Annotated in this window: 20 protein-coding genes and 1 riboswitch; of the genes, 6 read left to right on the top strand and 14 right to left on the bottom strand. The window is 70.5% G+C overall.

All coding sequences use genetic code 11. The features are described 5' to 3' along the window. Positions 1 to 13: 13 nt before the first annotated feature. Positions 14 to 106, bottom strand: a riboswitch (glycine riboswitch). 15 nt (positions 107 to 121) lie between these two features. The 7 genes from ABZU75_RS32750 to ABZU75_RS32720 form a co-directional block, all read right to left on the bottom strand. After that, entirely contained in the window at positions 122 to 742 is a 621-nt protein-coding gene (locus tag ABZU75_RS32750; protein WP_350929010.1) for a MerR family transcriptional regulator, read from the bottom strand. A 144-nt stretch (positions 743 to 886) separates the two neighbouring features. Further along, the gene (locus tag ABZU75_RS32745; protein ID WP_157594447.1) at positions 887 to 1,357 is read right to left on the bottom strand and encodes a bifunctional nuclease family protein; all 471 of its coding nucleotides are present in this window, start codon (positions 1,355 to 1,357) and stop codon (positions 887 to 889) included. A 79-nt stretch (positions 1,358 to 1,436) separates the two neighbouring features. Beyond that, entirely contained in the window at positions 1,437 to 2,114 is a 678-nt protein-coding gene (locus ABZU75_RS32740; protein ID WP_030915022.1) for a MerR family transcriptional regulator, read from the bottom strand. Next, positions 2,114 to 2,626, bottom strand: a complete 513-nt coding sequence (locus ABZU75_RS32735) for an FHA domain-containing protein (RefSeq protein ID WP_343978377.1) — start codon at positions 2,624 to 2,626, stop codon at positions 2,114 to 2,116. The genes ABZU75_RS32740 and ABZU75_RS32735 overlap by 1 nt, the downstream gene beginning before the upstream one ends. 227 nt (positions 2,627 to 2,853) lie before the next feature. Next, positions 2,854 to 5,355: a mannose-1-phosphate guanyltransferase gene (locus ABZU75_RS32730; RefSeq protein WP_355562687.1), complete on the bottom strand. Its 2,502-nt coding sequence runs from the start codon at positions 5,353 to 5,355 to the stop codon at positions 2,854 to 2,856. Between the two features lie 3 nt (positions 5,356 to 5,358). Further along, positions 5,359 to 5,955 carry a CDP-alcohol phosphatidyltransferase family protein gene (locus ABZU75_RS32725; RefSeq protein ID WP_030915014.1) on the bottom strand — a complete coding sequence of 199 codons (597 nt, stop codon included), beginning with the start codon at positions 5,953 to 5,955 and terminating at the stop codon, positions 5,359 to 5,361. 245 nt (positions 5,956 to 6,200) lie between these two features. Then, a complete protein-coding gene (locus ABZU75_RS32720; protein ID WP_355562685.1) occupies positions 6,201 to 6,620 on the bottom strand; it encodes a hypothetical protein in 420 nt (139 codons plus the stop codon). A 216-nt stretch (positions 6,621 to 6,836) separates the two neighbouring features. On the opposite strand from ABZU75_RS32720, the gene ABZU75_RS32715 reads away from it, so the two are divergent. Next, positions 6,837 to 7,445 (top strand): SAM-dependent methyltransferase, encoded by a 609-nt coding sequence (locus ABZU75_RS32715; protein ID WP_355562683.1) that lies wholly within the window; start codon positions 6,837 to 6,839, stop codon positions 7,443 to 7,445. Between the two features lie 80 nt (positions 7,446 to 7,525). Beyond that, complete coding sequence (locus ABZU75_RS32710; protein ID WP_350960111.1) at positions 7,526 to 8,707, top strand: acyl-CoA dehydrogenase family protein; 1,182 nt, start codon at positions 7,526 to 7,528, stop codon at positions 8,705 to 8,707. Between the two features lie 45 nt (positions 8,708 to 8,752). On the opposite strand, the gene ABZU75_RS32705 is transcribed toward ABZU75_RS32710, so the two are convergent. Next, positions 8,753 to 9,667, bottom strand: a complete 915-nt coding sequence (locus tag ABZU75_RS32705; protein WP_355562680.1) for an alpha/beta hydrolase — start codon at positions 9,665 to 9,667, stop codon at positions 8,753 to 8,755. A 421-nt stretch (positions 9,668 to 10,088) separates the two neighbouring features. Here ABZU75_RS32705 and ABZU75_RS32700 point away from each other — a divergent pair, with 421 nt between their 5' ends. Continuing rightward, positions 10,089 to 11,204 (top strand): globin domain-containing protein, encoded by a 1,116-nt coding sequence (locus ABZU75_RS32700; protein ID WP_355562677.1) that lies wholly within the window; start codon positions 10,089 to 10,091, stop codon positions 11,202 to 11,204. A 356-nt stretch (positions 11,205 to 11,560) separates the two neighbouring features. After that, positions 11,561 to 11,890, top strand: a complete 330-nt coding sequence (locus ABZU75_RS32695; RefSeq protein WP_355562674.1) for a hypothetical protein — start codon at positions 11,561 to 11,563, stop codon at positions 11,888 to 11,890. 73 nt (positions 11,891 to 11,963) lie between these two features. Here ABZU75_RS32695 and thyX read toward each other — a convergent pair whose 3' ends face one another. The 3 genes from thyX to ABZU75_RS32680 all read right to left on the bottom strand — a co-directional run bounded on the left by thyX (position 11,964) and on the right by ABZU75_RS32680 (position 16,551). After that, entirely contained in the window at positions 11,964 to 12,656 is a 693-nt protein-coding gene (gene thyX / locus ABZU75_RS32690; RefSeq protein ID WP_355562672.1) for an FAD-dependent thymidylate synthase, read from the bottom strand. Between the two features lie 126 nt (positions 12,657 to 12,782). After that, positions 12,783 to 14,138: an amidohydrolase gene (locus ABZU75_RS32685; RefSeq protein WP_355562669.1), complete on the bottom strand. Its 1,356-nt coding sequence runs from the start codon at positions 14,136 to 14,138 to the stop codon at positions 12,783 to 12,785. A 271-nt stretch (positions 14,139 to 14,409) separates the two neighbouring features. Next, complete coding sequence (locus ABZU75_RS32680) at positions 14,410 to 16,551, bottom strand: anthranilate synthase component I (RefSeq protein WP_355562666.1); 2,142 nt, start codon at positions 16,549 to 16,551, stop codon at positions 14,410 to 14,412. 327 nt (positions 16,552 to 16,878) lie between these two features. On the opposite strand from ABZU75_RS32680, the gene ABZU75_RS32675 reads away from it, so the two are divergent. Both ABZU75_RS32675 and ABZU75_RS32670 read left to right on the top strand, forming a co-directional pair. Beyond that, on the top strand, positions 16,879 to 18,501 hold the full coding sequence (locus ABZU75_RS32675) for a CocE/NonD family hydrolase (RefSeq protein ID WP_355562663.1): 1,623 nt from the start codon (positions 16,879 to 16,881) through the stop codon (positions 18,499 to 18,501). A gap of 162 nt (positions 18,502 to 18,663) precedes the next feature. Beyond that, positions 18,664 to 19,704 (top strand): WYL domain-containing protein, encoded by a 1,041-nt coding sequence (locus ABZU75_RS32670; RefSeq protein ID WP_355562660.1) that lies wholly within the window; start codon positions 18,664 to 18,666, stop codon positions 19,702 to 19,704. Positions 19,705 to 19,720: 16 nt separating this feature from the next. Here the strand turns inward: ABZU75_RS32670 and ABZU75_RS32665 are convergent, their stop codons facing one another. The 3 genes from ABZU75_RS32665 to ABZU75_RS32655 form a co-directional block, all read right to left on the bottom strand. Beyond that, positions 19,721 to 20,635 carry an SDR family oxidoreductase gene (locus ABZU75_RS32665; protein ID WP_355562657.1) on the bottom strand — a complete coding sequence of 305 codons (915 nt, stop codon included), beginning with the start codon at positions 20,633 to 20,635 and terminating at the stop codon, positions 19,721 to 19,723. A 67-nt stretch (positions 20,636 to 20,702) separates the two neighbouring features. Continuing rightward, positions 20,703 to 20,873, bottom strand: coding sequence for a hypothetical protein (locus ABZU75_RS32660; protein WP_355562654.1), 171 nt, complete (start codon positions 20,871 to 20,873; stop codon positions 20,703 to 20,705). Further along, on the bottom strand, positions 20,870 to 21,901 hold the full coding sequence (locus tag ABZU75_RS32655) for a LacI family DNA-binding transcriptional regulator (RefSeq protein ID WP_355562651.1): 1,032 nt from the start codon (positions 21,899 to 21,901) through the stop codon (positions 20,870 to 20,872). The genes ABZU75_RS32660 and ABZU75_RS32655 overlap by 4 nt, the downstream gene beginning before the upstream one ends. Between the last annotated feature and the right edge of the window lie 386 nt (positions 21,902 to 22,287).

Raw genomic sequence — 22,287 nt, 5'->3', positions numbered from 1 at the left:
TTTCCAGAGTTGCCTCGTCCGTGCGGTACAGGGTGCCTGAGAGATTCCGGGGAGGTTGCTCCTTCGGCGCCCCGATCGCGGTCGGGGTCTCTCCCGCACAGGGTCAATGGCGAGTCCGAGTTTACCCGGTTCGTCGTGCTCTGCGACGACGGGCCAACTCATCGGCCTGATGATCGCCTAAAGGGCCCCCGCCCGACTCCGCGCGTTCGCCGGGAAGATCCGCGAGAGAGCCCTCCACCTCCTGCCACACCCGTCCCAGCGCGATACCGAAGACTCCCTGGCCCCCCTGGAGCAGGTCGATGACCTCGTCCGGCGAGGTGCACTCGTAGACGCTCACCCCGTCGCTCATCAGAGTGATCTGGGCCAGGTCGTTGACGCCCCGCTCCCGCAGGTGCTGCACGGCGATGCGGATCTGCTGGAGGGAGACACCGGTGTCGAGAAGGCGCTTGACAACCTTGAGGACCAGAATGTCACGGAAGCCGTACAGCCGCTGGGAGCCGGAGCCGTGGGCGGCTCTCACGGTGGGCTCGACCAGGCCGGTGCGCGCCCAGTAGTCGAGTTGCCGGTAGGTGATTCCTGCCGCCGAACAGGCCGTCGGCCCCCTGTAGCCGATGTCGGCGGGCACTTTCACCGGTTGCCCGTCGAACAGCAGACCCTCTTCACCCGCGCGCTGACGTGCCGACTGGCGCCGTTCCGGGTCATCCTGGTCGGCGTTTCTACCCTCGCCGCTGCTGACCGCCACGCGGACCTCCGGCTTTCTCTCATCCCACGGCCTGATCTGGGGGTTTACGCACGACCGCAGGTTTCACTTGCACCGTAGGACTGGGGCCAAGTCCAGTCAACGACCCCACCCGGCGCGTCGTGAAGCGTAAATGCACCGAAATTCCTACCCCGCGCGGCCGAAGTCCTCGGGCGTGATCGTGTCAAGGAACTCCCTGAACTTCTCCACCTCGTCCTCCTGGTCGTCAGGGATGATCACCCCTGCCTCCCGTACCACATCCTCACTCGCGAAGATACGTGCACCGGTGCGAAGTGCCAAGGCGATCGAGTCGGAAGGACGCGCGCTCACCTCGACCCCGTTGGAGAACACGAGATCCGCGAAGAAGATGCCGTCGCGTAAAGCGACGATGTTGACAGTGTTCAACCTGACTCCGAGCCCTTCGAGCACGTCCCGGAACAGGTCATGGGTGAGTGGCCGGGGTGGTGGTTCCTCGGCCTGGGCCATGGCGATCGCCGTGGCTTCCGTCATGCCGATCCAGATAGGTAGGTAACGCTCCCCATGCGTCTCTTTCAGCAGGACGATCGGCTGGTTGGAGGGCATTTCAACTCGAACGCCCACGACCTCCATCTGCAACACGGGCTGCTCCGTCTTCGCTGGATTCCGACCGGTTTGTTCAACGTAACACTCGTGGGGGTACGAGTGCCTGGTCAGGCTCTCACCGGCCCAGTGCCCCACGGACTCCGGAACGCAGCAACGAGGCGTGCAATTCCAGCAGGAGACCGGAGATCTCCCTCGCCGTCTCGTCCGCCTGGTCGATCGCGCCGGGGCCGCGACGGCGCAGCAGCGGGGCGACCGCCTGTTCCACCAGCCCCGCCTCGCGTTCCGCGGCGGCCTTGACCGCCCGCAGGTGGCGGGCACGCAGGCCGAAGGCGGCCAGGGCGCCCACACTGCGGGCCACGACCAGTGCCTCGGCGTCGTAGTAGCGGGCCACGGCGGCCAGCAGACCGTAGTCCTCCAGCTCGGTGAGGGTCTCCTCGTCGAGCTCGGCGGCGGCGAGGAACTCCTCGCGGGTGAGGCGGACCTCGGGGGGCGCGTCGTCGGGGACGGCGCGCGGCCGGGCCGCCGGGCGCTCCTCGCGGTCGGCCGCCTCCAGGTGATCCTTGATCACGCGCAGCGGCAGGTAGCGATCACGCTGCTCGCTGAGGATGTAGCGGAGCCGCTCGACGTCGGCGTAGGTGAACTTGCGATAGCCGGAGGGACTGCGCTCCGGCTCGATCAGCCCCTCGCCCTCCAGGAAGCGAATCTTGGAGATGCTGACGTCGGGGAACTCGCCCTGCAGGAGAGCGAGCACCTCCCCGATGCTCATGTGCGCACGAGCGGCCTGCGAGCTCATCATCCTCCAGCGGCGCCGCGGGTGAGGAAGACGAGGCGGAACTTACCGATCTGCACCTCGTCCCCGCCGTACAGCGGGACCTCCTCGATGCGCTCACGATTGACGTACGTGCCGTTCAGGCTACCGACGTCGCGGACCGTGAAGACACCGCCGCCGCGCCGGTAGAACTCCACGTGACGGCGCGAGACCGTGATGTCGTCGAGGAAGATGTCGCTCTCGGGGTGGCGGCCCACGGTGGTGAGGTCGCTGTCGAGCAGGAACCGACTGCCGGCGTTGGGGCCGCGCATCGCGACCAGCAACGCGGTGCCGGCGGGCAACTGCTCAACGGCCTGCCGCTCGGCGAGAAGCGTCTCACCGGTCTCCGCCTCGTAGGCCTCGATCCCGGAGAGGGAGATCGTCGATGTGCTGTCTCCGGGGGTGTCGGACCTGGTAAGCGGCGACCCGCATCGTGAACAGAAACGGGCATCCTCAGGATTGGCATGACCGCACTGCGTGCAGTAGACGCTCGGCATCGATCGGCTCGGCCTCCTACCGCGAAGACGCGGCAACGGTGCTCAGTGATGCGCGCCTCGCTTCTTCGCTTCTCAAGTGTTTTCTCAGACTGCGAATGCCGCAACATACAGTGATGAGGCGCGAAGGTCAAGGTTGACGCTGAACCGCGGGTACGGTCGGTGACAAAGTTACAGGGGACGCTGCCCCTGGTCCATGGCGCCGCGCGGTATTTGTCGCGCGGGCCGCCTCAACCGCCGGCGGCCTCCTCCACCACCCGCGCCCAGCGCTCGATCAGGGTCTGGGCGGAGTCGACGTCGAACCCCTCGGCCCACAGGTGGGTCACCGCCTCGGTCGGGTCGGGCAGCACCAGGGTCCAGCTGCCGTCCTCCGCGACGACCCGCACCCCGTCGGTGGTGTCGATGCGGTGGTGCTCGGCGGCCTCGATGACCGAGCGCATCACCGCCCCCTTGGCCGCCCACGGAGTCGGCACGGTACGGCGCAGCAGCTTGGCCTCGGGTATCCTGGCGTCGATCTGGCTGAGCGAGAGCCGGGTCCTGGCGACCAGTCCGAGCAGGCGCAGGAACACCGCCAGGCCGTCCACCGTGGGGCCGAACTCGGGCACGATGAAACCACCGCGCCCGTCGGCCGCGAAGATCATCTCCGGCCCCCTGGCGGCGGCGGTGAGCGCGTCGATCGCGGTGGACGTCCACTCGGCCTGGACCCCGTGGAACCTGCAGACCTGCTCGGCCACCCGGGTGGTGGTGACCGGCAGTGCCACCCGGCCGCCGCGGCGCTCGGCCGCGACCAGGTCGAGCACCACCAGCAGGGCGCGCTCCTCGCTGATCAGCTGGCCCATCTCGTCCACCAGCGCGACCCGCTCCCCCACCGGGTCGAAGCGCACGCCGAAGGCCGCCCTGGAGGAGCTGACGAGCTCTGACAGGCGCTGCAGGTCGCGGCGGCGCTCGGCGAGGGTCTCGGTGGGCGAGGCGTCGTCCAGCCGGTTGTTGACGGTCAGCACGTCCACCCCGACCCGGCCGAGCAGGCTGGGCAGCACCAGCGAGGAGGTGCCTCCCGCGCAGTCGACCACGACCTTCATGTCGGCGTCGCGGACCCCGTTGATGTCGACCAGGCGTAGCAGCTCGTGCGTGTAGTCCTCCACCGCCCTGGCGGGGAAGCTCAGCTCGGCGATCTCGCCGGGGAAGGCGCGGCGGAACTCCTGCCGGGAGAAGACCCGGTCCAGCTTGCGCTGGGCCGGCGGCGACAGGTCCGCGCCGTGCTCGTCCATGAAGACGATGTCGACGCTCTGCGGGTCGCCGGGGGTGGTGCGCAGCGCGATGCCGCCTACCGCGTTCTCCCTGGCGGTGTGGAAGCGTGCCACGGGGAGCGGGGACGCCTCCAGGTCGAGCACGTTGATCGCGCTGGCGTTGAGGGCGCTGATCACGGCCCGCTTCAGCGCCCGCGCCGCGCGGGAGGAGTCGCGGGAGGTGATGACCGAGGCGCCCTTCTTCAGGGTGGTGGCGTAGGCGCTGGCGAGCCGCACGCACAGCTCGGGGGTGATCTCCACGTTGACCAGCCCCGAGACCCCCCGGGGGCCGAACAGGTTGCGCTGGGCGCGCGGCTCCCAGATGACGCTGTTGTTGATCACCGCCCCGGCCTCGATGGTCTTGAACGGGTAGATCTTGACGCCGGAGGAGATGTACGCCTCGGCCTCGATGATGCACTCGTCGCCGATGACGGCGCCCTCCTCGACCCTGGTCGCGGTCATCAGGTCGGTGTTCTTGCCGATCACGCAGCCGCGCAGGTGGGCGCTGGGCCCGATGTAGACGTTGTCGTGGACGACCGCGCGGTGCAGGAAGGCCCCCTCCCTGACCACCGCGTTGCTGCCCAGCACGGTGTACTCGCGCAGCTCGGCCCCCGCCTCGACCTTGGCGTAGTCGCCGACGTAGAGCGGGCCCTTGAGGATGGCGTCGGTGTCGACCGAGGCTCCCTCGGCCACCCAGACGCCCGGCGAGACCTCGAAGGCGTCGATGTCGACCTTGACCCGGCCCGACAGGACGTCGGCCTGGGCCTTGAGGTAGCTCTCGTGGGTGCCGACGTCCTCCCAGTAGCCGTCGGCCACGTAGCCGTACAGCGGGGCTCCGCGCTCCAGCAGCCGGGGGAACACGTCTCCCGACCAGTCGACGGACTCCCCCGCCGCGATCTCGTCGAGGACCTCGGGCTCCATCACGTAGATGCCGGTGTTGACGGTGTCGGAGAAGACCTGGCCCCAGGTGGGCTTCTCCAGGAAGCGCTCCACCCGCCCCTGGTCGTCGACGATGACGATGCCGAACTCCAGCGGGTTGGGAACGCGCTTGAGCCCGATCGTGACCATCGCGCCGTTCTCGCGGTGGAAGCGGATCATGTCCGTCAGGTCGATGTCCGTCAGCGCGTCGCCGGAGATGACCAGGAAGCGGTCGTCGCGCAGCCGGTCCGCGGCGTTCTTGACGCTGCCCGCGGTGCCGAGCGGTGTGTCCTCGGTGGCGTAGTACAGGCTCATGCCGAGCTCGTCGCCGTCGCCGAAGTAGTTGCGGACCAGGGCCGCCAGGAACTGCACGGTGACCACCGTCTCGGTGAAACCGTGCCGTTTCAGGAGGCGCAGCACGTGCTCCATGATCGGCCGATTGATCACGGGCAGGAGAGGCTTGGGCTGGTTCGCGGTCATCGGCCGGAGCCGTGTACCCTCCCCGCCCGCCATGACGACGGCCTTCACGGATCACCTCTTAAGGCGTTTGGCCTCGCTTGTCAGCTGACGCACCTGTACCCAATACAGCACTCCGGACCACCAGTACAGGCCTGTGCCCCAGATGGCCAGGGACCAGCCGACGATCCGGGCGGGATCGGCGTACCAGGCGTCGTGGTGGGCGAGGAAGAGCAGGGGGAAGGCGTAGAGGAGGTTGGCGGTGGCGGCCTTGCCGAGGAAGTGCACGGGCAACGCCGGGCCGTAGCCGAGGCGGCGCAGGATGAGCGGGATGCCCAGCAGCATCACGTCGCGCAGCGGGATGGCCAGCGCCAGCCACCAGGGGATGATCTCGCGCATGGCGAGGCCGAACAGGGTGGCCAGGATGTAGAGCCGGTCGGCCAGCGGGTCGAGCAGGCGGCCGAGCCGGCTGGTCTGGTTCCAGGCGCGGGCGATCTTACCGTCGAGCCAGTCGGAGAACCCCGCCAGCATCAGCAGCGCGACGGCCCAGCCGTCGGCCTTCGGGCCCAGCACCAGCCAGAGGAAGACCGGCACCCCCAGAAGCCTGGCCAGGCTCAACGCGTTGGGAACCGTCCAGATTCGATCTTCGGCTCCCGATGCTTCCGGATTCACCGGTCTGTCTCCCTCCCCGTGCCTGATGCCGACCCTACCCGTGCGGGGCTCACACGGACCGTACGGCCGTCCGGCGGAGGCACGGGGCGGGCGTCAGGCGCGGGACCAGGGGGCGCCCAGGGGCGCGGCAGGGCCCGGGGAGGCGGCCGGGGGGAGGCGGGAGGAGTGCGGGGAACCACGCCGCCACGGCCGCGCGGCGGCGTGGTTCCGATCGGCGTCACCCGACCCGGGCGGCGCCGTCCGGATCAGGAGCGGCGCACGGCGGCGCCGGGGGACCAGGCCCAGACGAGCACGGCGACGGTCATCCCGAACAGGGCCAGCCCGCTGGGGACGTGGGTGCCGAGCGCCTCCCAGCTGAAGTGCTGTGCCATCCCGACCAGGAAGAGGCCGGCGCTGGCCAGCGCCGGCCAGCCGGCACCTCGACCGGGACGCCAGACCATGGCGGCCACGATGATCTGCAGCAGTGCGATCAGATGCACCACCATCCCGGCCAGTACGTGGGTCTCGGCCAGCGCCTCCCCGCCGCGCACCGCCTGGCCGGCGAACGAGGCGGCGGCGATGAGGCCGGCCGCCTGGGCGACGACCAGGATGCGCAGGCCGTACAGCAGGCCCGCGGGGACCAGGCGATCCTCCGTCGGTTTCCGCGGGGAGACGACCTCCTGCATGTGATGTGTCCTTACCTTGGATGACCGGTTCGGAACACATCGTGGCCACGGGGCATCCAACCGGTCGTCACCCTGGGGGCTGACCTCGCCGTCCACCTCCTGGCGGATTCTCCGTCCGGTGCGCGTTCCCCCCTCGAGGGCACCGCCTCCCGCGCGGCCGAAAATCGTATCGGATGACGCGCGCGACGCCCCGGCGCACCCCTTACGCTTCACAGCATGACCAATGACACCACGCTCTTTCTTGGGCAGTGGATTCGCTCGCCGGGCACCGTCGGAGCGGTGGCGCCGAGCTCGCGGCGGCTTGCCGAGGCGGTGGCCTCGCCGGTCCCCCACCGGGGAGATCCGGTGATCGTCGAACTCGGCCCGGGCACCGGTGTGTTCACCGCGGAGATCCAGCGCAGGCTGGGAGGCCGGGGGCACCACATGGCCGTCGAGATCAACCCCAGGCTGGCCGATTTCCTCGCCGCCAGGAACCCCGGGGTGGACGTCGTGACCGATGACGCGGCACGGCTGCCTCAGCTGCTGCGGGAGCGTGGTCTCGCCAGGGCCGACGTGATCGTGAGCGGGCTCCCCTGGGCCGCGTTCTCCGAGGAGACACAGGGCCGCCTGCTGGACGCGGTCACCGCGATCATGGGTCCGCACACGGCCTTCACCACCTTCGCCTACAGCTTCGCCAAGCGCCTTCCTCCCGCGCGGCGTTTCAGGAAGCGCCTGATCGACACCTTCGAGGAGGTCGTCGCGGGCCGCACGGTGTGGGGCAACGTACCGCCTGCCTTCGTCTACCACACGCGCAGGCCGCGCCTGGACGCCGTCCAGCAGAACTGATCCCCGCGTCCCGGTGGCCCTGGAGGCTTACCGAACTTCGTTCTACGATTGCACGCGCAACTAGAATGGAGTTGGTCACCGTGGACTTCACACTTCCGGAGAGCGCCCTCGCCGTCCAACGCGGCGTCGGCGACATCTGCGCGCGCTACGACCTGGACTACTGGCAGCGATGCGAGAGCGAGAAACGCTGGCCGGAGGAGGTCTGGCAGGATCTGGCCAAGGGCGGCTGGCTCGGCCTGGCCGTGCCCGAGGAGTACGGAGGCGGCGGTCAGGGTCTGCTGGAGCTGGCCGTGGCCACCGAGACCCTGTCGGCCTCCGGCTCGGCCGGCGGTTCGGCGTTCACCTACGTGCTCACCCCCGGGTTCGGCGCCATGACCCTGGCCAGGCACGGCAGCCCCTGGCAGCGCGACGAACTGCTGCCCAGGCTGGCCACCGGCGAGCTGGAGACCTGTTTCGCGCTGACCGAGCCCGACGCCGGGTCCAACGCCCTGGGCATCTCCACCTCCGCCCGTCGCGACGGGGCGGAGTTCGTCGTCAACGGCCAGAAGATCTGGATCACCGGCGTGCAGCGCGCCACCTGGATGCTCCTGGTCACCCGGACCATCCCGGCCGCCGAGGCCAAGCCCCGCACCAACGGCCTGACCGTCCTGCTGGTGAACGTCCCCGAGGCCGTCGCGGCCGGCCGGCTCTCCTTCCAGCCGATCCCGAAGATGGGCGCCAACACCACCCCGTCCAACATGGTCTTCATAGACGACCTGCGGGTCCCGGAGAGGAACGTGGTCGGTGAGGTCGACCAGGGCGCGCTGGTGCTGTGGGACATCCTCAACCCCGAGCGCGTCCTGCTGGCCGCCTCCGCGCTCGGCGGCGCCGAGGTGGCGCTGCGGGTGGCCGTGCAGTACGCCAAGGAGCGCGAGGTGTTCGGCCGTCCGATCGGCGCCAACCAGGCCATCGCCTTCCCCCTCGCCCAGGTCAAGGCCAAGATCGAGCTGGCCAGGCTGATGCTGTACAAGGCCGCCTGGCTGTTCGACAGGCAGTTGCCCTGCGGCACCGAGGCCAACATCGCCAAGCTGACCGCCTCCCAGGCGGCCTGGGAGGCGGCCGACCACGCGTTCCAGACACACGGCGGCATGGCCTACTCGCTGGAGTACCCGGTGGCCCGCCTGCTGGCCGACGCCCGCATCGGCAAGGTCGCCCCCGTCACCGAGGAACTCCTGCTCAACTACCTGGCCACCCAGGTGCTCGGACTTCCCAGGAGCTTCTGACCTGATCGCCGGGTGCGCCCCGCCCGGCCGGAGCCGGGCGCACCCCTATTTGAAAGCCTCCGCGAGACGGGCCGCGGCGTACTCGCGCGCCTCGGTCGCCTGGTCGAAGAAGCCCGGCAGGCCGAAGAAGCCGTGGATCGCCCCCTCGTACCTCCTGACCTCGACCGGCACCCCGGCCGCGGCCAGCTGGGCGGCGTATTCCTCACCCTCGTCACAGAGCGGGTCGCACTCGGCGGTGATCACCGTCGCCGGGGCCAGACCGGCCTTGTCGGCCAGCCGGACGGGAGCCAGCCGGGGGTCGACCGGATCACCGCCGTACTGCGCGACGAACCAGGCCATCTCGTCGGCGCCGAGCCCGAAGCCGCCGGCGTAGGCGCGGTAACTCCCGGTGTCCATGGCCACGTCGGCTATCGGGTAGACGAGCAGCTGGTGGGCCAGCCCGAGCCCGGCGTCCCTGGCCTGCCAGGCGGCCACGGCGGCCAGGTTGCCCCCGGCGCTGTCACCGCAGACCGCGATGCGCTCGGGGTCGACCCCGTAGACGCCTGGGCGGCCGAAGACGTCCTGGACGACGCTCCAGGCGTCGTCGGCCGCCGCGGGGAAGGGGTGGTCGGGGGCGAGCCGGTAGTCGACCGAGATCACGACCGCCCCGTTGCGCACCGCGAGGTCACGGCCGAGGGCGTCGTTGCGGTCGACGCTGCCGAAGACCCAGCCTCCACCGTGAAAGTAGACGATCCCCGGGAGGGGACGGTCGCCCTCCTCCGGCCGGTAGACGCGGACCGGCACGCCCGCGACGACGTCATCCCTGACCAGCGGGAGCGGGATGATCGGACCCCGTTGCTCGGCGAAGGCGTCGAGGGCCCGCATCGCGACGATCGCCTCGGGGGTGAGTGTGGAGAGCGGGACACCGAGGTCCGTCTGGAAAGTCCTCAGGTAGGCCTCGGCCTGCGGGTGCAACGGCATGATCGGCACTTTACCCGCCGGGTCCGGTCGACCGCGGGAGGCGTCGAGGTGTCAGTGTCGCCCCGCCGGAGGCGCCCGGCCGCCACGGCGGGGAGGGTCACACCTCCGGCGACCCGAAACTCCGGAATGACGGAAAATCTCTCGAACGGCGGGCCCGCCACTCAGAACGAACGTGATTATTATTCGCTTACTTTCCTCGAATCATATTGCTCGGTCACACAAAATAACGCTCTAATTACGGATAGTTAGCCTTCCCCCCGTATTGTCGAGAAACGGTTGTGACGCCTACCTGGTGATGGAAGACTTGAATTTCGAGTGATCAGGTGAGCCGGGGCTGCCGGTCGCTCGTCACCCGGAGCCGTCAGGGAGGTGGATCTGCGTGATCGGACTTTGAGTCGATCAATTAGGGTGGGTTCGTTAAATGTCTTTGAATCCGCGTCTCGTCAAGGAAAGCTTCGCCGTCGTCGAACCTGTCGCGGACAAGGCCGCGGCATACTTCTACGGACGTCTGTTCGCCGAGAGCCCGCACCTGCGGACGATGTTCCCTCCGGCGATGGACGTACAGCGCGACCGCCTGTTCGGCGCGCTGACCAGAATCGTCTGGAGCCTGGACAGTCCCGACAGCCTGGCCTCGTTCCTGAGTCAACTCGGCCGCGACCACCGGAAGTACGGCGTGCTCGCCGAGCACTACACCGCGATCGGCAACGCGCTCCTGGCCACGGTCAGGCGCTTCGCCGCCGAGATCTGGACCCCCGAGATAGAGGCGGCATGGACCGCCGCCTACACCGCCGCCGCCAATCTCATGATCGAATCGGCCGAGTCCGACGCGGGGGTGTCCCCCGCCTGGTGGCTGGCCGAGGTGATCGACCACGAACTCCGCACCCCGGACATCGCGGTGATCACCTTACGGCTCGACCAGGACCTGCCCTACCTGCCCGGCCAGTACGTCAGTGTGCAGACCGCACGCTGGCCACGCGTCTGGCGCACGTTCTCCATCGCGAACGCACCCCGGGACGACAACACGATCCGCCTGCACGTCCGCGCGGTCTCCGGCGGCTGGGTCTCCACCACGCTGGTCCAGCGCACCCGGATCGGAGACAACCTGATGCTGGGGCCCCCGATCGGCACCATGGTTCCCACCGACTCCGGACGCGACATCCTGTGCGTGGCCGGCGGCACCGGCCTGGCACCGATCAAGGCCATCCTGGAGCATGTGATCGGCTCCGGTCGCCGCCCCAACATCCACCTGCTCCACGGCGCCCGCACCGTCGGGGAACTCTACGACCTGACCGACCTGCTCCGGATGGCGTCGGCCTTCCCGTGGCTGCGGGTGCTCCCCGTGGTCTCCGGACAACCGGGGTACGACGGCATGCGGGGCCAGGTGGCCGAGGTGATGGAGCGGTTCCACTCCTGGTCCGACCACGAGGCCTACGTCTGCGGCCCGACCGCCATGGTCAACGAGACGGTCCACCGGCTCCAGCAAGGCGGGATGCCCCTGGCCCACATCCACCGGGACATCGTGCAGGGTGAGCCTTGACCGACAATCAGGATTAATCCCCCAAAGTGATCACGCAAATTCCACAGAGCCCGGCGGGACACGGTATGGCATGGCAGCATGAGGCCCAATCCGAAAGGAGATGGTCATGCACGACTGCCCCCCTCACAGCCCGTGCCCCCCTCTCGACCGCCACCCCCGTTCCCCGCACGTCCCCGCCAGAGCCGTCCATCCGCACGAATCCGCCCCCGGTCCCCTCCACCGGTGGCGGGCCCTCCGGCGGGCCCTCCACTGTCAGGGCCACGCCCGCCTCCGGCATGCGGCCACCCCCGGCCGCGGCACCCGCCCCTCGGGCGCACCGGCCGTGCCCGCCCCGCGCCACACGGCGCTCTGAACCGATGGCCAGACCCGTCACGCTGGTGACCTTCATGCTTCCCGCCCCCCTGCGGCACTGGGCCGGCGAGAGCACCGAGGTCCGCGTCTTCGCCGTCGCCGACCATGAGGACGGCGACCCCACGCTGGGTTCCGCCCTCGACACGCTCCGCCGTACGCACCCGTCTCTGGAGCAGCGGCTCCGCGACGACTACGGGAGCATCCGCCGCCACATCAGCATGTTCGTCTGTGGCGAGAACGCCCGGCATCTCGGCGGCCTCGACTGCGCGCTGCCCCCGGGGGCCGAGATCCTGGTCCTGCCCACCCTCTCGCGCCGCCAGGAGACCACGAGCTGACCCGCCCGCGCCCCGGACCACGGTCCATGCGAGACCTCGGGCAACGGGCCGAAGACCCGGCGGGCGGCAGGACCTAGGGCGCGACCCTGCCGCCGGCCACGAAGGCCTCGTGCGTGAGGGGCATCAGCGCCGCCCAGGCGGCCTCCATCTTCTCCGCCACCATCTCGATCTCCCGCTGCGGGAACGAGGGCACCTTGGCCTGCTCGTTCTTGGTGCGCAGGGAGAGGAAGTGCATGAGCGAACGGGCATTGCAGGTGGCGTACATCGAGGAGAACAGCCCGACGGGCAGCACCGCCCTGGCCACCTCGCGGGCGATGCCGGCCTCCAGCATCTCCCGGTAGGCGGCGTAGGACTGCCGGTAGGACGCCTCCATCACCTCGGTAACGACCTTGTGCTGCTCGGCGCTGCCCTCGGCGAAGACGTACTTACCCGGCCGGCCTTCCTGAACCAGCTTCCGCTCCATCCCCGGGACATAGAAATTGGGCTGAAGCTCGCGGTAACGCCCGCTTTCCTCGTTATACGACCATCCGACCCTGTGGCGGTGAAACTCACGGAAGACGAAGATCGGCGCGCTGACCAGGAAGGTCATCGAGTTGTGCTCGAAGGGACTGCCGTGCCGGTCGCGCATCAGGAAGTTGATCAGCCCTTTGGACCGCGCGGGATCCTTGCCGACCTCCTCCAGGGACTGTTCCCCCGCGGTCGAGACCCGCGCCGCCCAGAGCACGTCGGAGTCGGAGGCGCTGTGCTTGACCAACTCCACGGTCACGTCGTCAAGAAAACGTGCCTCTGCCTCATCGCCCGTCAACTGGATCCCCCTCGTCACCTCGTCGGTCGCGCATATCGTAAACCGTAACGGCGTGGGGAGCCCCGCCGCCCCGAAGACGGGCACCGCTCACAGCCGGTAGATCCGGCGGGCGTTGCCTGAGCCGATCATCTGGGCCACCCGGACGGCGTCCGAGGCGCTCCACTCGCCGTCGGCCAGTCGCGCGGCGAGCGCCCCGGCCAGCCCTCGCCGGTAGTGCAGGGCTCCAAGGTGGCAGGTCTCCGCCACGCCGTGGCCGCCGGAGCCGAACAACTGCTTGTGGAACGGTGCCAGTTCGAGCAGTTCCGCCATGACCGCGGCCGAGCCCGTGGCGCTGCGGGTCAGTGCCGCGCCCACGTCGACGTAGACATGCGGGAGCACACCGGCGAGGTAGGCCGCCCGGCGGTGGAACGGGTGACAGTGCAGCAGGACGACGGGCACACCCACCGGCTGCACGGCCATGATGAAGCCGGTCATCGGTGCCGGACCCGTACCGTACCGGCCGGGGACCGCGTGGCCTTCGACGGCGTCGGGAGTTCCGAAAGCGCCGGCATCCACGCGACCGCCGTGAACCGCACGACCGCCGCGACCGGCATGGACCCCCTGGCGCGCGCCGCCGTAGTGGGGGTGACCGGTGTGGAACTGCAGCGGCCGCCCGTACTCCCTGGCCACGTCGACGGCCGTCCAGAGCAGGTGGCGCAGGAGCACCTGATCGATGAGCCGCTCGCCCGGGCAGGCCAGCCGCCGGGTGGCCGCCGCGATCACCGCTCCCCGGCTCGGCCTGGCCGGGTCGAGATGGAACCCGGATCTGTGGGCCGTGACCGACTTCAGCGCGACGGCGCGGACGGCCCGCGCGGCGAGGCTCTGGGCGAGGGCCGAGATGTAGGAGACCCCCGAGACCGCGGTCCTGGCCACCTCCTCCTCGGCCCGCTCGATGTGGACGACCCGCGCGGTGCCGGCGCCACCCGCCTGGCCCATCTCGGCCGGTGGCAGCACCTCGGGCCTGCCGAGGTCACCGTCGAGATCACCGTCGAGATCACCGTCGAGATCACCGTCGAGATCACCGTCGAGATCACTGTCCAGGCCGTCGAAGCGGTCGAATCCGTCGAACAGGAAGGTGGCTATCCCCGCGGCGCCCAGCAGTCGCCGGTTCACCTCGGTGGCGCCCAACTCCGCCCTGCGGGCCAGGTACACGGCCGGCGGCACGTGCGGGGCGAGACCGAGGACGGGCGCGCACCAGCGACGGACCGCGGTGCCGACGGGGGTGTCGAAGTGGGTGGTGCCCGGGGGCGCCGGAGTTCCCGCGTCGCTGAGCAGCGTCTCGAACCGGGCCCTGGTCAGGTCGTCACGGCGCACGCCGTGACAGTTCTGGTCGACCAGCGGCGCCAGCAGCGCCTCCCGTACGGCGTCGGGCAGCTCGACGGGCAGCACACCGTCCGACCTCATGCCCGCTCCTCCCCCGGTCGCGGGGGCGGCGGCCAGGTCCGGCCGTCACCCCTGCGGTCCCTACGACGGGGAGAACTCTGTGACTCCTCCGCTTCCCGAAGGGAGCGGCTCCTCGCCTCCCTCGGCCGAGGTGGGCGACGGCCAGGCTCTGGCCGTTTCGAACCCGAGAACCGTAGCGGAGAAGCGATTCACCTGCCGGGTGAACCCGGCGATCCCCTCGCTGAACATGATGGTCACCCGAGGTGAGGGCCGGGTTCGAAATACCGCTTCTTTACCCGGACGTGCGGCAGAGCCGGAGAACGTTGGCGATGATCTTCGCTCCCGCGCCTCCCTCCGCGGTGAGGATCGACTCGGGGTGGAACTGCACGGCGAAGCGGCGCCGCTCCACGTCCTCGATCGCCATCACCGCGCCGTCGGGGGTGAGCGCGGTGGCGGTGAAACCGGCGACACCCGGCCGCTTGACGTGGACCGAGTGGTAGCGCGCGGCGGTGAACTCCTCGGGGAGCCCGTCGAGCAGGGCGCTGTCGCCCAGCCGCCGGACCCGGCCACGCTTGCCGTGCTCGGGGTAGGACAGCAACTCCAGCGTGCCGCCCGCCTGCTCCACCATGCCCTGCAGTCCGAGGCAGACGCCGAACACCGGCAGGTCGCGCTCGTAGAGGGCGTCGATCAGGGCGGGGAGCCCGAAGTCGGAGGGCCAGCCGGGGCCCGGCGACAGCACCACCAGGGACGGCGCGATCTCGTCGATCATCGTGACGGGGAAGCCGTGCCGGAGCGTGACGACCTCGGCGCCCTGCTGGCGGAAGTAGTCGGCGAGGGTGTTGACGAAGGAGTCCTCGCAGTCGACGAGCAGGATCTTCATCCCGCTTCCCGGCGGCGCCGCGGCCACCTGGGGTTCGGCCTGCTCCTGCGGGGTCACGCCGACCACCGCCAGAGCGCCCAGCAGGGCGCTGGCCTTGAGCTCGGTCTCCCGCTCCTCGGAGGCGGGGTCGGAGTCGAACAGCAGCGTGGCCCCGGCCCTGACGGTGGCGACCCCGCCGCGGATCTGCGCGGTGCGCAGGGTCAGGCCGGTGTTCATCGAACCGTCGAAGCCGATGTAGCCGACCGCTCCGCCGTACCAGCGGCGGGTGGTGGCCTCGTGGTCCTCGATGAACTGCATGGCCCAGGTCTTGGGGGCACCGGTGACGGTGACGGCCCACATGTGGGTGAGGAAGGCGTCGAGCGCGTCGAACTCCGGCCGCAGCCGGCCCTCGATGTGGTCGACGGTGTGGATCAGCCTGGAGTACATCTCGATCTGGCGCCGCCCGATCACCTGGACCGTCCCCGGCACGCAGATGCGCGACTTGTCGTTGCGGTCCACGTCCGTGCACATGGTCAGCTCCGACTCCTCCTTGACGCTGGACAGGAGGGTGCGGATCGCGTCGGCGTCCTCGACCGGGTTGCTGCCCCTGGCGATGGTGCCGGAGATGGGGCAGGTCTCGACACGGTCGCCGCTGACCCGGACGTACATCTCCGGGGAGGCGCCGACCAGGTGCTCGCCCTCACCGAGGTTGAACAGGAACTCGTACGGTGCCGGATTGACCTGGCGCAGCTCCCGGTAGAAGGCCGCCGGGTCGGCGCAGGGCGCGTGGAAGACCTGACCGGGAACGACCTCGAACAGATCGCCCCGGACGAACTTCTCCTTGGCCGCGGCCACCACCTGGGCGTAGGAGCCCTTCTCGGGGTCGGCCGGGAGCTCGGACGGCGCGGGGGGCAGCGGTACGACCTCCCCCTCGCGGGCCAGCCCGTGGGTGGAGAGGCCGTCCACCGTGAACTCGTAGCGGAACTCCTTGCTGGTCTCCCGCTTGCGGTCGATCACCATCACCCGGTCGGGCAGGTGCAGCACGAGGTCGCGCTGGTCGGCGCCCCGCGGCAGGACCTGCCTGATCGGCTCGAACTGGAAGGCCAGGTCGTAGCCGAAGGAGCCGTACAGGCCCAGGTGCTCGTCCTCGCCCTTGAACACGGCGATGACCTCGCGGATCGCGGTGAAGACCGTGGGACGGCGGCTGCGCATCTCCTCGGGGAGGATGTCCTCGGACTCCGCCACGTGCACCTCGACGAAATCGCCTGTCGGCTCCTCGACGGGCTTGCCCGCCGCCAGCAGGCAGGACACGACGGCGGGCAGCACCACCCTGCCGCGGGCGTTCAGCGCGCGGGCGGAGATCCTGCGTCCCCTGGCCACGATCTCCAGGCAAGGATCGACGTAGGCGAGGTGCCATCGGCTGTAGCGGCCGGGATACTCCATCCCGGAGGAGAGCACTCCACCACGGCGCTCGCCGAGCGTCGTGACGACGTCCTCAAGCACCGTCTCCGGCACGTCGGACGCGGTGACCTCGATCCCCACGCCGCCGGCGGTGGTATATCGGCTCGTCTCCACTGCGTTATCGCCCCTTTGATTTCCCTGATGCCCAGAGGGAGCGGACGCAGAAAGGGCCGCCTCCCTGGGCGGCCGTCTGTCTGCTCGCGAATGCGAAACCTGCGCCGCCTAGAAGCGGCGCCACCACCGAAGGGCAACCGGGTATCGCATGTCGCCACAGTACCGGCGACGACCGTGATCATGCAACGTGGCCACGCGACGGCCTCGCCCCCGGGCCTCGAACCGGGGCCGAGCACGAGGATGGCGAGCCTCACAGCGATACACCCTGGCCGTCAGAGCCATGTTCTGTTACCAGTTAGTAGGTATGGAGCGGCGTGAGGAGAGCACATGTCGACGAGCACATGGCCGCGGTCGGCCGTGCATCGGGTCGCGATCCAGCGCGACCTGCCGGTACCGATGCCCGACGGGGTCACGCTGCTGGCCGACCGCTACGTTCCGACCGGCGCCGTGCGGCCGCCCACGATCCTGATCCGCTCGCCGTACGGAAGGCGCGGCGTGTTCGGGCTGGCCTTCGGCCGCGGCTTCGCGCGGCGCGGATTCCAGGTCGTGATCCAGAGTTGCCGGGGCGGGTTCGGCTCCGGCGGCCTGCTCGACCCGCTCGGCGACGAGCACGACGACGGCCTGGCCACGCTGTCCTGGCTGCGCGGCCAGACCTGGTACGGCGGGAACCTGGCCATGCACGGCCCCTCCTACCTGGGCTACGCCCAGTGGGCGATCGCCCCTTTCGCCGGGCCCGACCTCAAGGCCATGGCCACCTCGGTGACCGCCTCCCAGTTCCGGGACGCCGCCTACGTGGGCGGGGCGTTCGCCCTGGAGTCGTCGCTGATGTGGACCACGCTGACCGCCGCCATCGACGGCCCTCTCGGCGGGGCGGGCGCGCTGCTCGCCCCGCGCAGGACGCGGCGCGCGGCCCTGTCGGGGCGCCCGCTCGGGGAGTTGGACAGGCTGTCCGCGGGCAGAGGCATGCCGTTCTTCCAGGATCTGCTGGCCCACCACGCCGAACCCGCGGCCTACTGGGGCAGGCGTGACTTCTCCGCCTCGGTGGGCGGGGTGGAGGCCGCGGTCACCATGGCCGGCGGCTGGTACGACGTCTTCCTGCCGTGGCAGATCAAGGACTACGCGGCGATGCGGGCCGCGGGGCGGCGCCCGTACCTGACGATCGGCCCCTGGTATCACGCGGACGTGCGGCACAGCCGGGTGGCCAACGCCGAGGCGCTCGCCTGGTTTCGGGCGCACCTGCTCGGCGACCCTTCGGGGCTGCGCGAGCAACCGGTCCGGCTGTACGTGACGGGCGCGAACGAGTGGCGCGACTACCCCGACTGGCCGGTTCCCCGGATGCGGGAGCAGCGCTGGCACCTGCGGCCCGGCTTCGCCCTCTCCCCCGGCGGCCCCGACGGCCCCGGCGACGCCGAACCCGGCCGTTTCCGCTACGACCCCGCGCACCCGACGCCCGCGCAGGGCGGCCCGGTCCTGCTCGGCAACTCCGAGCCGCGCGACAACCGCAGGCTGGAGGCCCGGCGCGACGTGCTCGTCTACACCGGCCCCGAGCTACGGCGGGACACCGAGATGATCGGCCCGGTCTCCGCCGAACTGTACGTCCGCACCGGCAGCGAGCACTGCGACGTGGTGGTCCGGGTCTGCGACGTGCATCCGGACGGCGCCTCCTACAACGTGTGCGAGGGCGTGCGCCGCCTGGTTCCCGGCGCCCCGGTCGCCGGGGATGACGGGATCCGCCGGGTCGGGGTGGACCTGTGGCCGATCGGCCACAGGTTCCGCCGCGGCCACCGGATCCGCCTGCACGTCGCCGGCGGCGCCTACCCCCGGATCGCCCGCAACCTCGGCACCGGCGAGCCCCTGGGCACGGGCAGCGCGATGGTCACGAACGACTACGAGATCTTCCACGACCCGGCCCACCCGTCCGCGGTCGTGCTCCCCCTCGTCCCGGACTGACCTCGCCCGGCCTCACATCGCCCGCCGTCGCGGGCGTGCCGCGGCCAGGCCGGCGACCGCCCGCCTTCAACGGGTTCCGCGACGGGGCCCCGGAGACGGCCTCGGCCCGGTTCCCCCGAAAGGCCGGTGAGGATCCCCCGGCCCGCGCACTAGGGTCGGGGGATGCGCGCGGCCAGGTTGATGTCGTTGGTGCTGCTGCTCCAGGCTCGGGGCCGGATGACCGCGATGGAGCTCTCCCGGGAGCTGGAGATCTCCGAGCGGACCGTCCACCGTGACGTGCTCGCCCTGTCGGAGGCCGGCGTGCCGGTCTACGCCGACCGGGGGCGGGGCGGCGGCTACCGGCTGCTGGACGGATACCGCACCCGCCTCACCGGGCTGGACCGCGCCGAGGCCGAGGCGCTGTTCCTGTCGGGCGTGCCCGAGGCGCTGCGGGAGATGGGACTGGGCGAGGTGGCCGCCACGGCGCGGCTGAAGGCCTCGGCCGCGCTCTCCCCCGGCCTGCGGGACGCCCCCGCGACCGCCGCGCAACGCTTCCACCTGGACGCCCCCGGCTGGTTCGCGAGCGAGCGGCCTCTCCCTACCGCACTGGCACCGCTGGCCAGGGCCGTGTGGGGCGACCACCCGGTCACCGCTCGTTACCGGCGCGCCACCCGTTCCCGCCCGGCCGAACAGACCGGGCAGACCGGGCAGACCGGAGGGGCCGGGGCCGCCCGGCGGCGTCTGGAGCCGTACGGGCTGGTGCTGAAGGCGGGGGTCTGGTACCTGGCGACCCGGTCCGCGATCTATCGGGTCGATCGCTTCGACGAGGTTGAGCTCCACCCCGCCCTGCGCTTCGAGCGGGACGGCGCCTTCGACCTGGCCGCGTTCTGGAGCGAGAAGTCGGCACGGTTCGCGAACTCCCTGCTCACCACGGACGTCACCGTGAGGCTCAGCCCCGCCGCCCTTCGCCTGCTCCCCGTCATCGCCGATCGGGCGGCCCTCGACGACGCGATGGCCTCCGCCGGCGAGCCCGACGGGCGGGGGTGGGTCACGCTCCGCCTGCCCGTCGAGTCGCTGGAGGTCGCCTACGGCCAGGTCCTCCGCTTCGGCCCGGAGGCCGAGGTCCTCGACCCGCCCGACCTCCGTACCCGCGTCGCCGGTGCCGCCGCCCGCATGCACGACCTGTACGGCTCCTCGGGCGGCAGCGGCGGGTCAGCCGGATGACCGCTCCCGGCGCCGGTCAGCGGTAGCCGGTGGCGTCGGCGGCCCTGCCCTTGCTCTCGACCTCCTCGATATAGCGCCAGGCGTCGGGCCTGCTGCCGTCGAGGTCGGTGAAGCCGTACACCTGGGCGAGCCGCCCGCTGGAGGTGGACTGCCCCGACCAGCGCATCCTGTCCTCGTCGGCGGCGAGGGCGACGACCGCGCGCCCGGTGTAGGAGGGCGACTCGGAGATCACGAAGTGCGGCTGCTTCGCCGTGGCGTCCCGCCAGTTCTCCTCGGTGACGCCGAAGTTCTCCAGCATGCTCTCCGAGCGGAGCCAGCCGGGGGTCAGCGAGACCGCGCAGCAGCCGTGCGGGCGCAGCTCGTGCGCCTGGGTGAAGGCCAGGCGGTTCACCGAGAGCTTGGCCAGGTCGTAGAAGGCCGAGAGCCGGTAGTTGGCCAGGTTGTACTCCAGGGTGCCGTCGGTCACCTCGACCACCAGGCCGCCGGGGTTCTCGATCAGCAGCGGCAGGGCGTGATGGCTGGTGATCAGGTGGGTGTCGATCGCCAGCCGGAGGATGCGCAGGCCGTCGTCGAGCGAGTGTTTCCAGACGGGGACGTTCCACTCCGCCAGCGGGTCGGCGCCCCAGATGTCGTTGACCAGGAGATCGAGTCTTCCCCGCTCGCGCCGGATCCGCTCCACCAGGGCGCGCACCCGCTCCGGCTCCAGGTGGTCCACCTCGACCGCGATGCCCTGCCCGCCGGCGCGGGTCACGCGCTCGGCCGTCTCCTCGACGGTCTCCGGCCGGTTCATCTCCGAGCGCCGCCGCCGCGTGCTCCTGCCCGTGCAGTAGACCGTGGCGCCCGCGGCGCCCAGTTCCACCGCGATCCCCCGGCCGGTTCCCCTCGTCGCCCCGGCGACCAGGGCGACCTTTCCTTCCAACGTCCTGTTCATGGGACGAGCGTGGCGCGAAAACAGGACATCCTCTGTCATGTTTTCGCCGCCTCGCCGTACGAGATCGTCAGCCGGTGACCGGCACCTCCTCCAGCCTGCCCATGAGGTGCGAGCGCCGGCCCCCGTCGAAGACGGCGTACGTGTGCCGCTGGAGCGGGTCGTCCGGGTCGGTGCCGGTGAGCGCCCGCCAGACCCGCTCCGGCGGGTGGGCGAGATACCGGTCGGCTCTGACCGTCAACGCGGGCCGCGGACGGGGCCGGTGCTGCCGCGCGGGATCAGGGTGGCGGGGCGGTCCTCCACCGAGAGGTCGACCGGTTCTCCGGCGATCAGCGCGAGCAGCTGACGGGCGGCACAGGCTCCGTAGGCGGGGATGTCCCGGGTGAGCGCGGTCAGCGGCGGGCGCACGACCTGCGAAAGCGGGGAGTCGTCCCAGGCGACGATCGACAGGTCGGCCGGAACGTCCAGAACCATCTCCTGCGCCACCGACAACCCGGCCACGGCCATTATGTCGTTGTCGTAGACGATGGCGGTGGGCCGCCGGGGCGAGCTGAGCAGCCGCCTGGTCATCCTGGCCCCCTCCTCGCCGGTGTAGTCGGTGTGGACGATCAGATGCTCGACGCGCCCCGGGCCCGCGTCCTGGCACGCCTGAACGAAGGCCTGGTCGCGCAGCGTGGTGTGCACGAGCCTGGGCAGCCCCGCGACCCTGGCGATGCTCCGGTGCCCCAGCGCCACCAGATACTCCACGGTCTCCCTGATGGCCAGGCCGTCGTCCGACCAGACCGTGCTCAGCGGACCCGCCTGCGAGGGATGCCCGATCACCACGACCGGCATGTTCAGTGACCGCATCGCCTCCACCCGGGCGTCGTCGAGGTGCAGGTCCACCAGAAAGGCGCCGTCGACGCGCCCCTCCCCCCACCAGCGCCGGTACACCTCGATCTCCTGCGCGTGGTCGGTGACCACCTGCAGCATCAACGCGTAGGACCGGTCCGCGAGCTCGGCCTCGATACCGCTGATCAGCTCCATGAAGAACGGTTCCATGCCCAGGGTGCGGGCCGGGCGGAACAGCGCGAGGCCGATGGTGCGGGCGCGGGCACCGTTGAGGGCGCGCGCCGCGCTGTTGGGCTGCCAGCCGAGCTCCTTGGAGATCGCGAGGATGTTGGCGCGGGTGGCCTCCGAGACCCCTGGCTGCCCGTTGAGCGCGTAGGAGACGGCGCCCTTGGACACGCCGGCACGACGGGCGATGTCAGCGATCGTCGGACGTTTCACAGTTCCCCCTGATGAACCGGTTCTTATTCGGCCAAGGATAGCGGGTCGGCTCACCGGGGAGAGAGAGGGGACGCTCTTGCCCCCACCCCGGCGGGACGAGTCAACCCGCTGCTGCCAGCAGGTTCCATGAACGAACCGGAGCCGGGGGATCAAGGGGCAGCACGCCGGTAGCGCGATGCCGGCACCATCGCCGCCTCACACGTAACCTCCCAGTAACTTGCTCGGTTCAGTTCACGGGCTCCGATATTCAGGATCACTCGCGGACAGAGCCGCCGACCCATGGGACAACATCGTCCACCTTTTTAAGTTAACCGGTTAATGGCGATTGCCGCCCGTACGGAAAGACCCGGCCGGCGCGCACTCCCCGCCCCCTCCCGAGGGGGCGG

The sequence above is a fragment of the Streptosporangium sp. NPDC005286 genome, assembly GCF_040607515.1.
GTDB lineage: Bacteria > Actinomycetota > Actinomycetes > Streptosporangiales > Streptosporangiaceae > Streptosporangium.
Note: the sequence above shows the minus strand (reverse complement) of the source record. Positions and strands in the feature narration are given on the sequence as shown.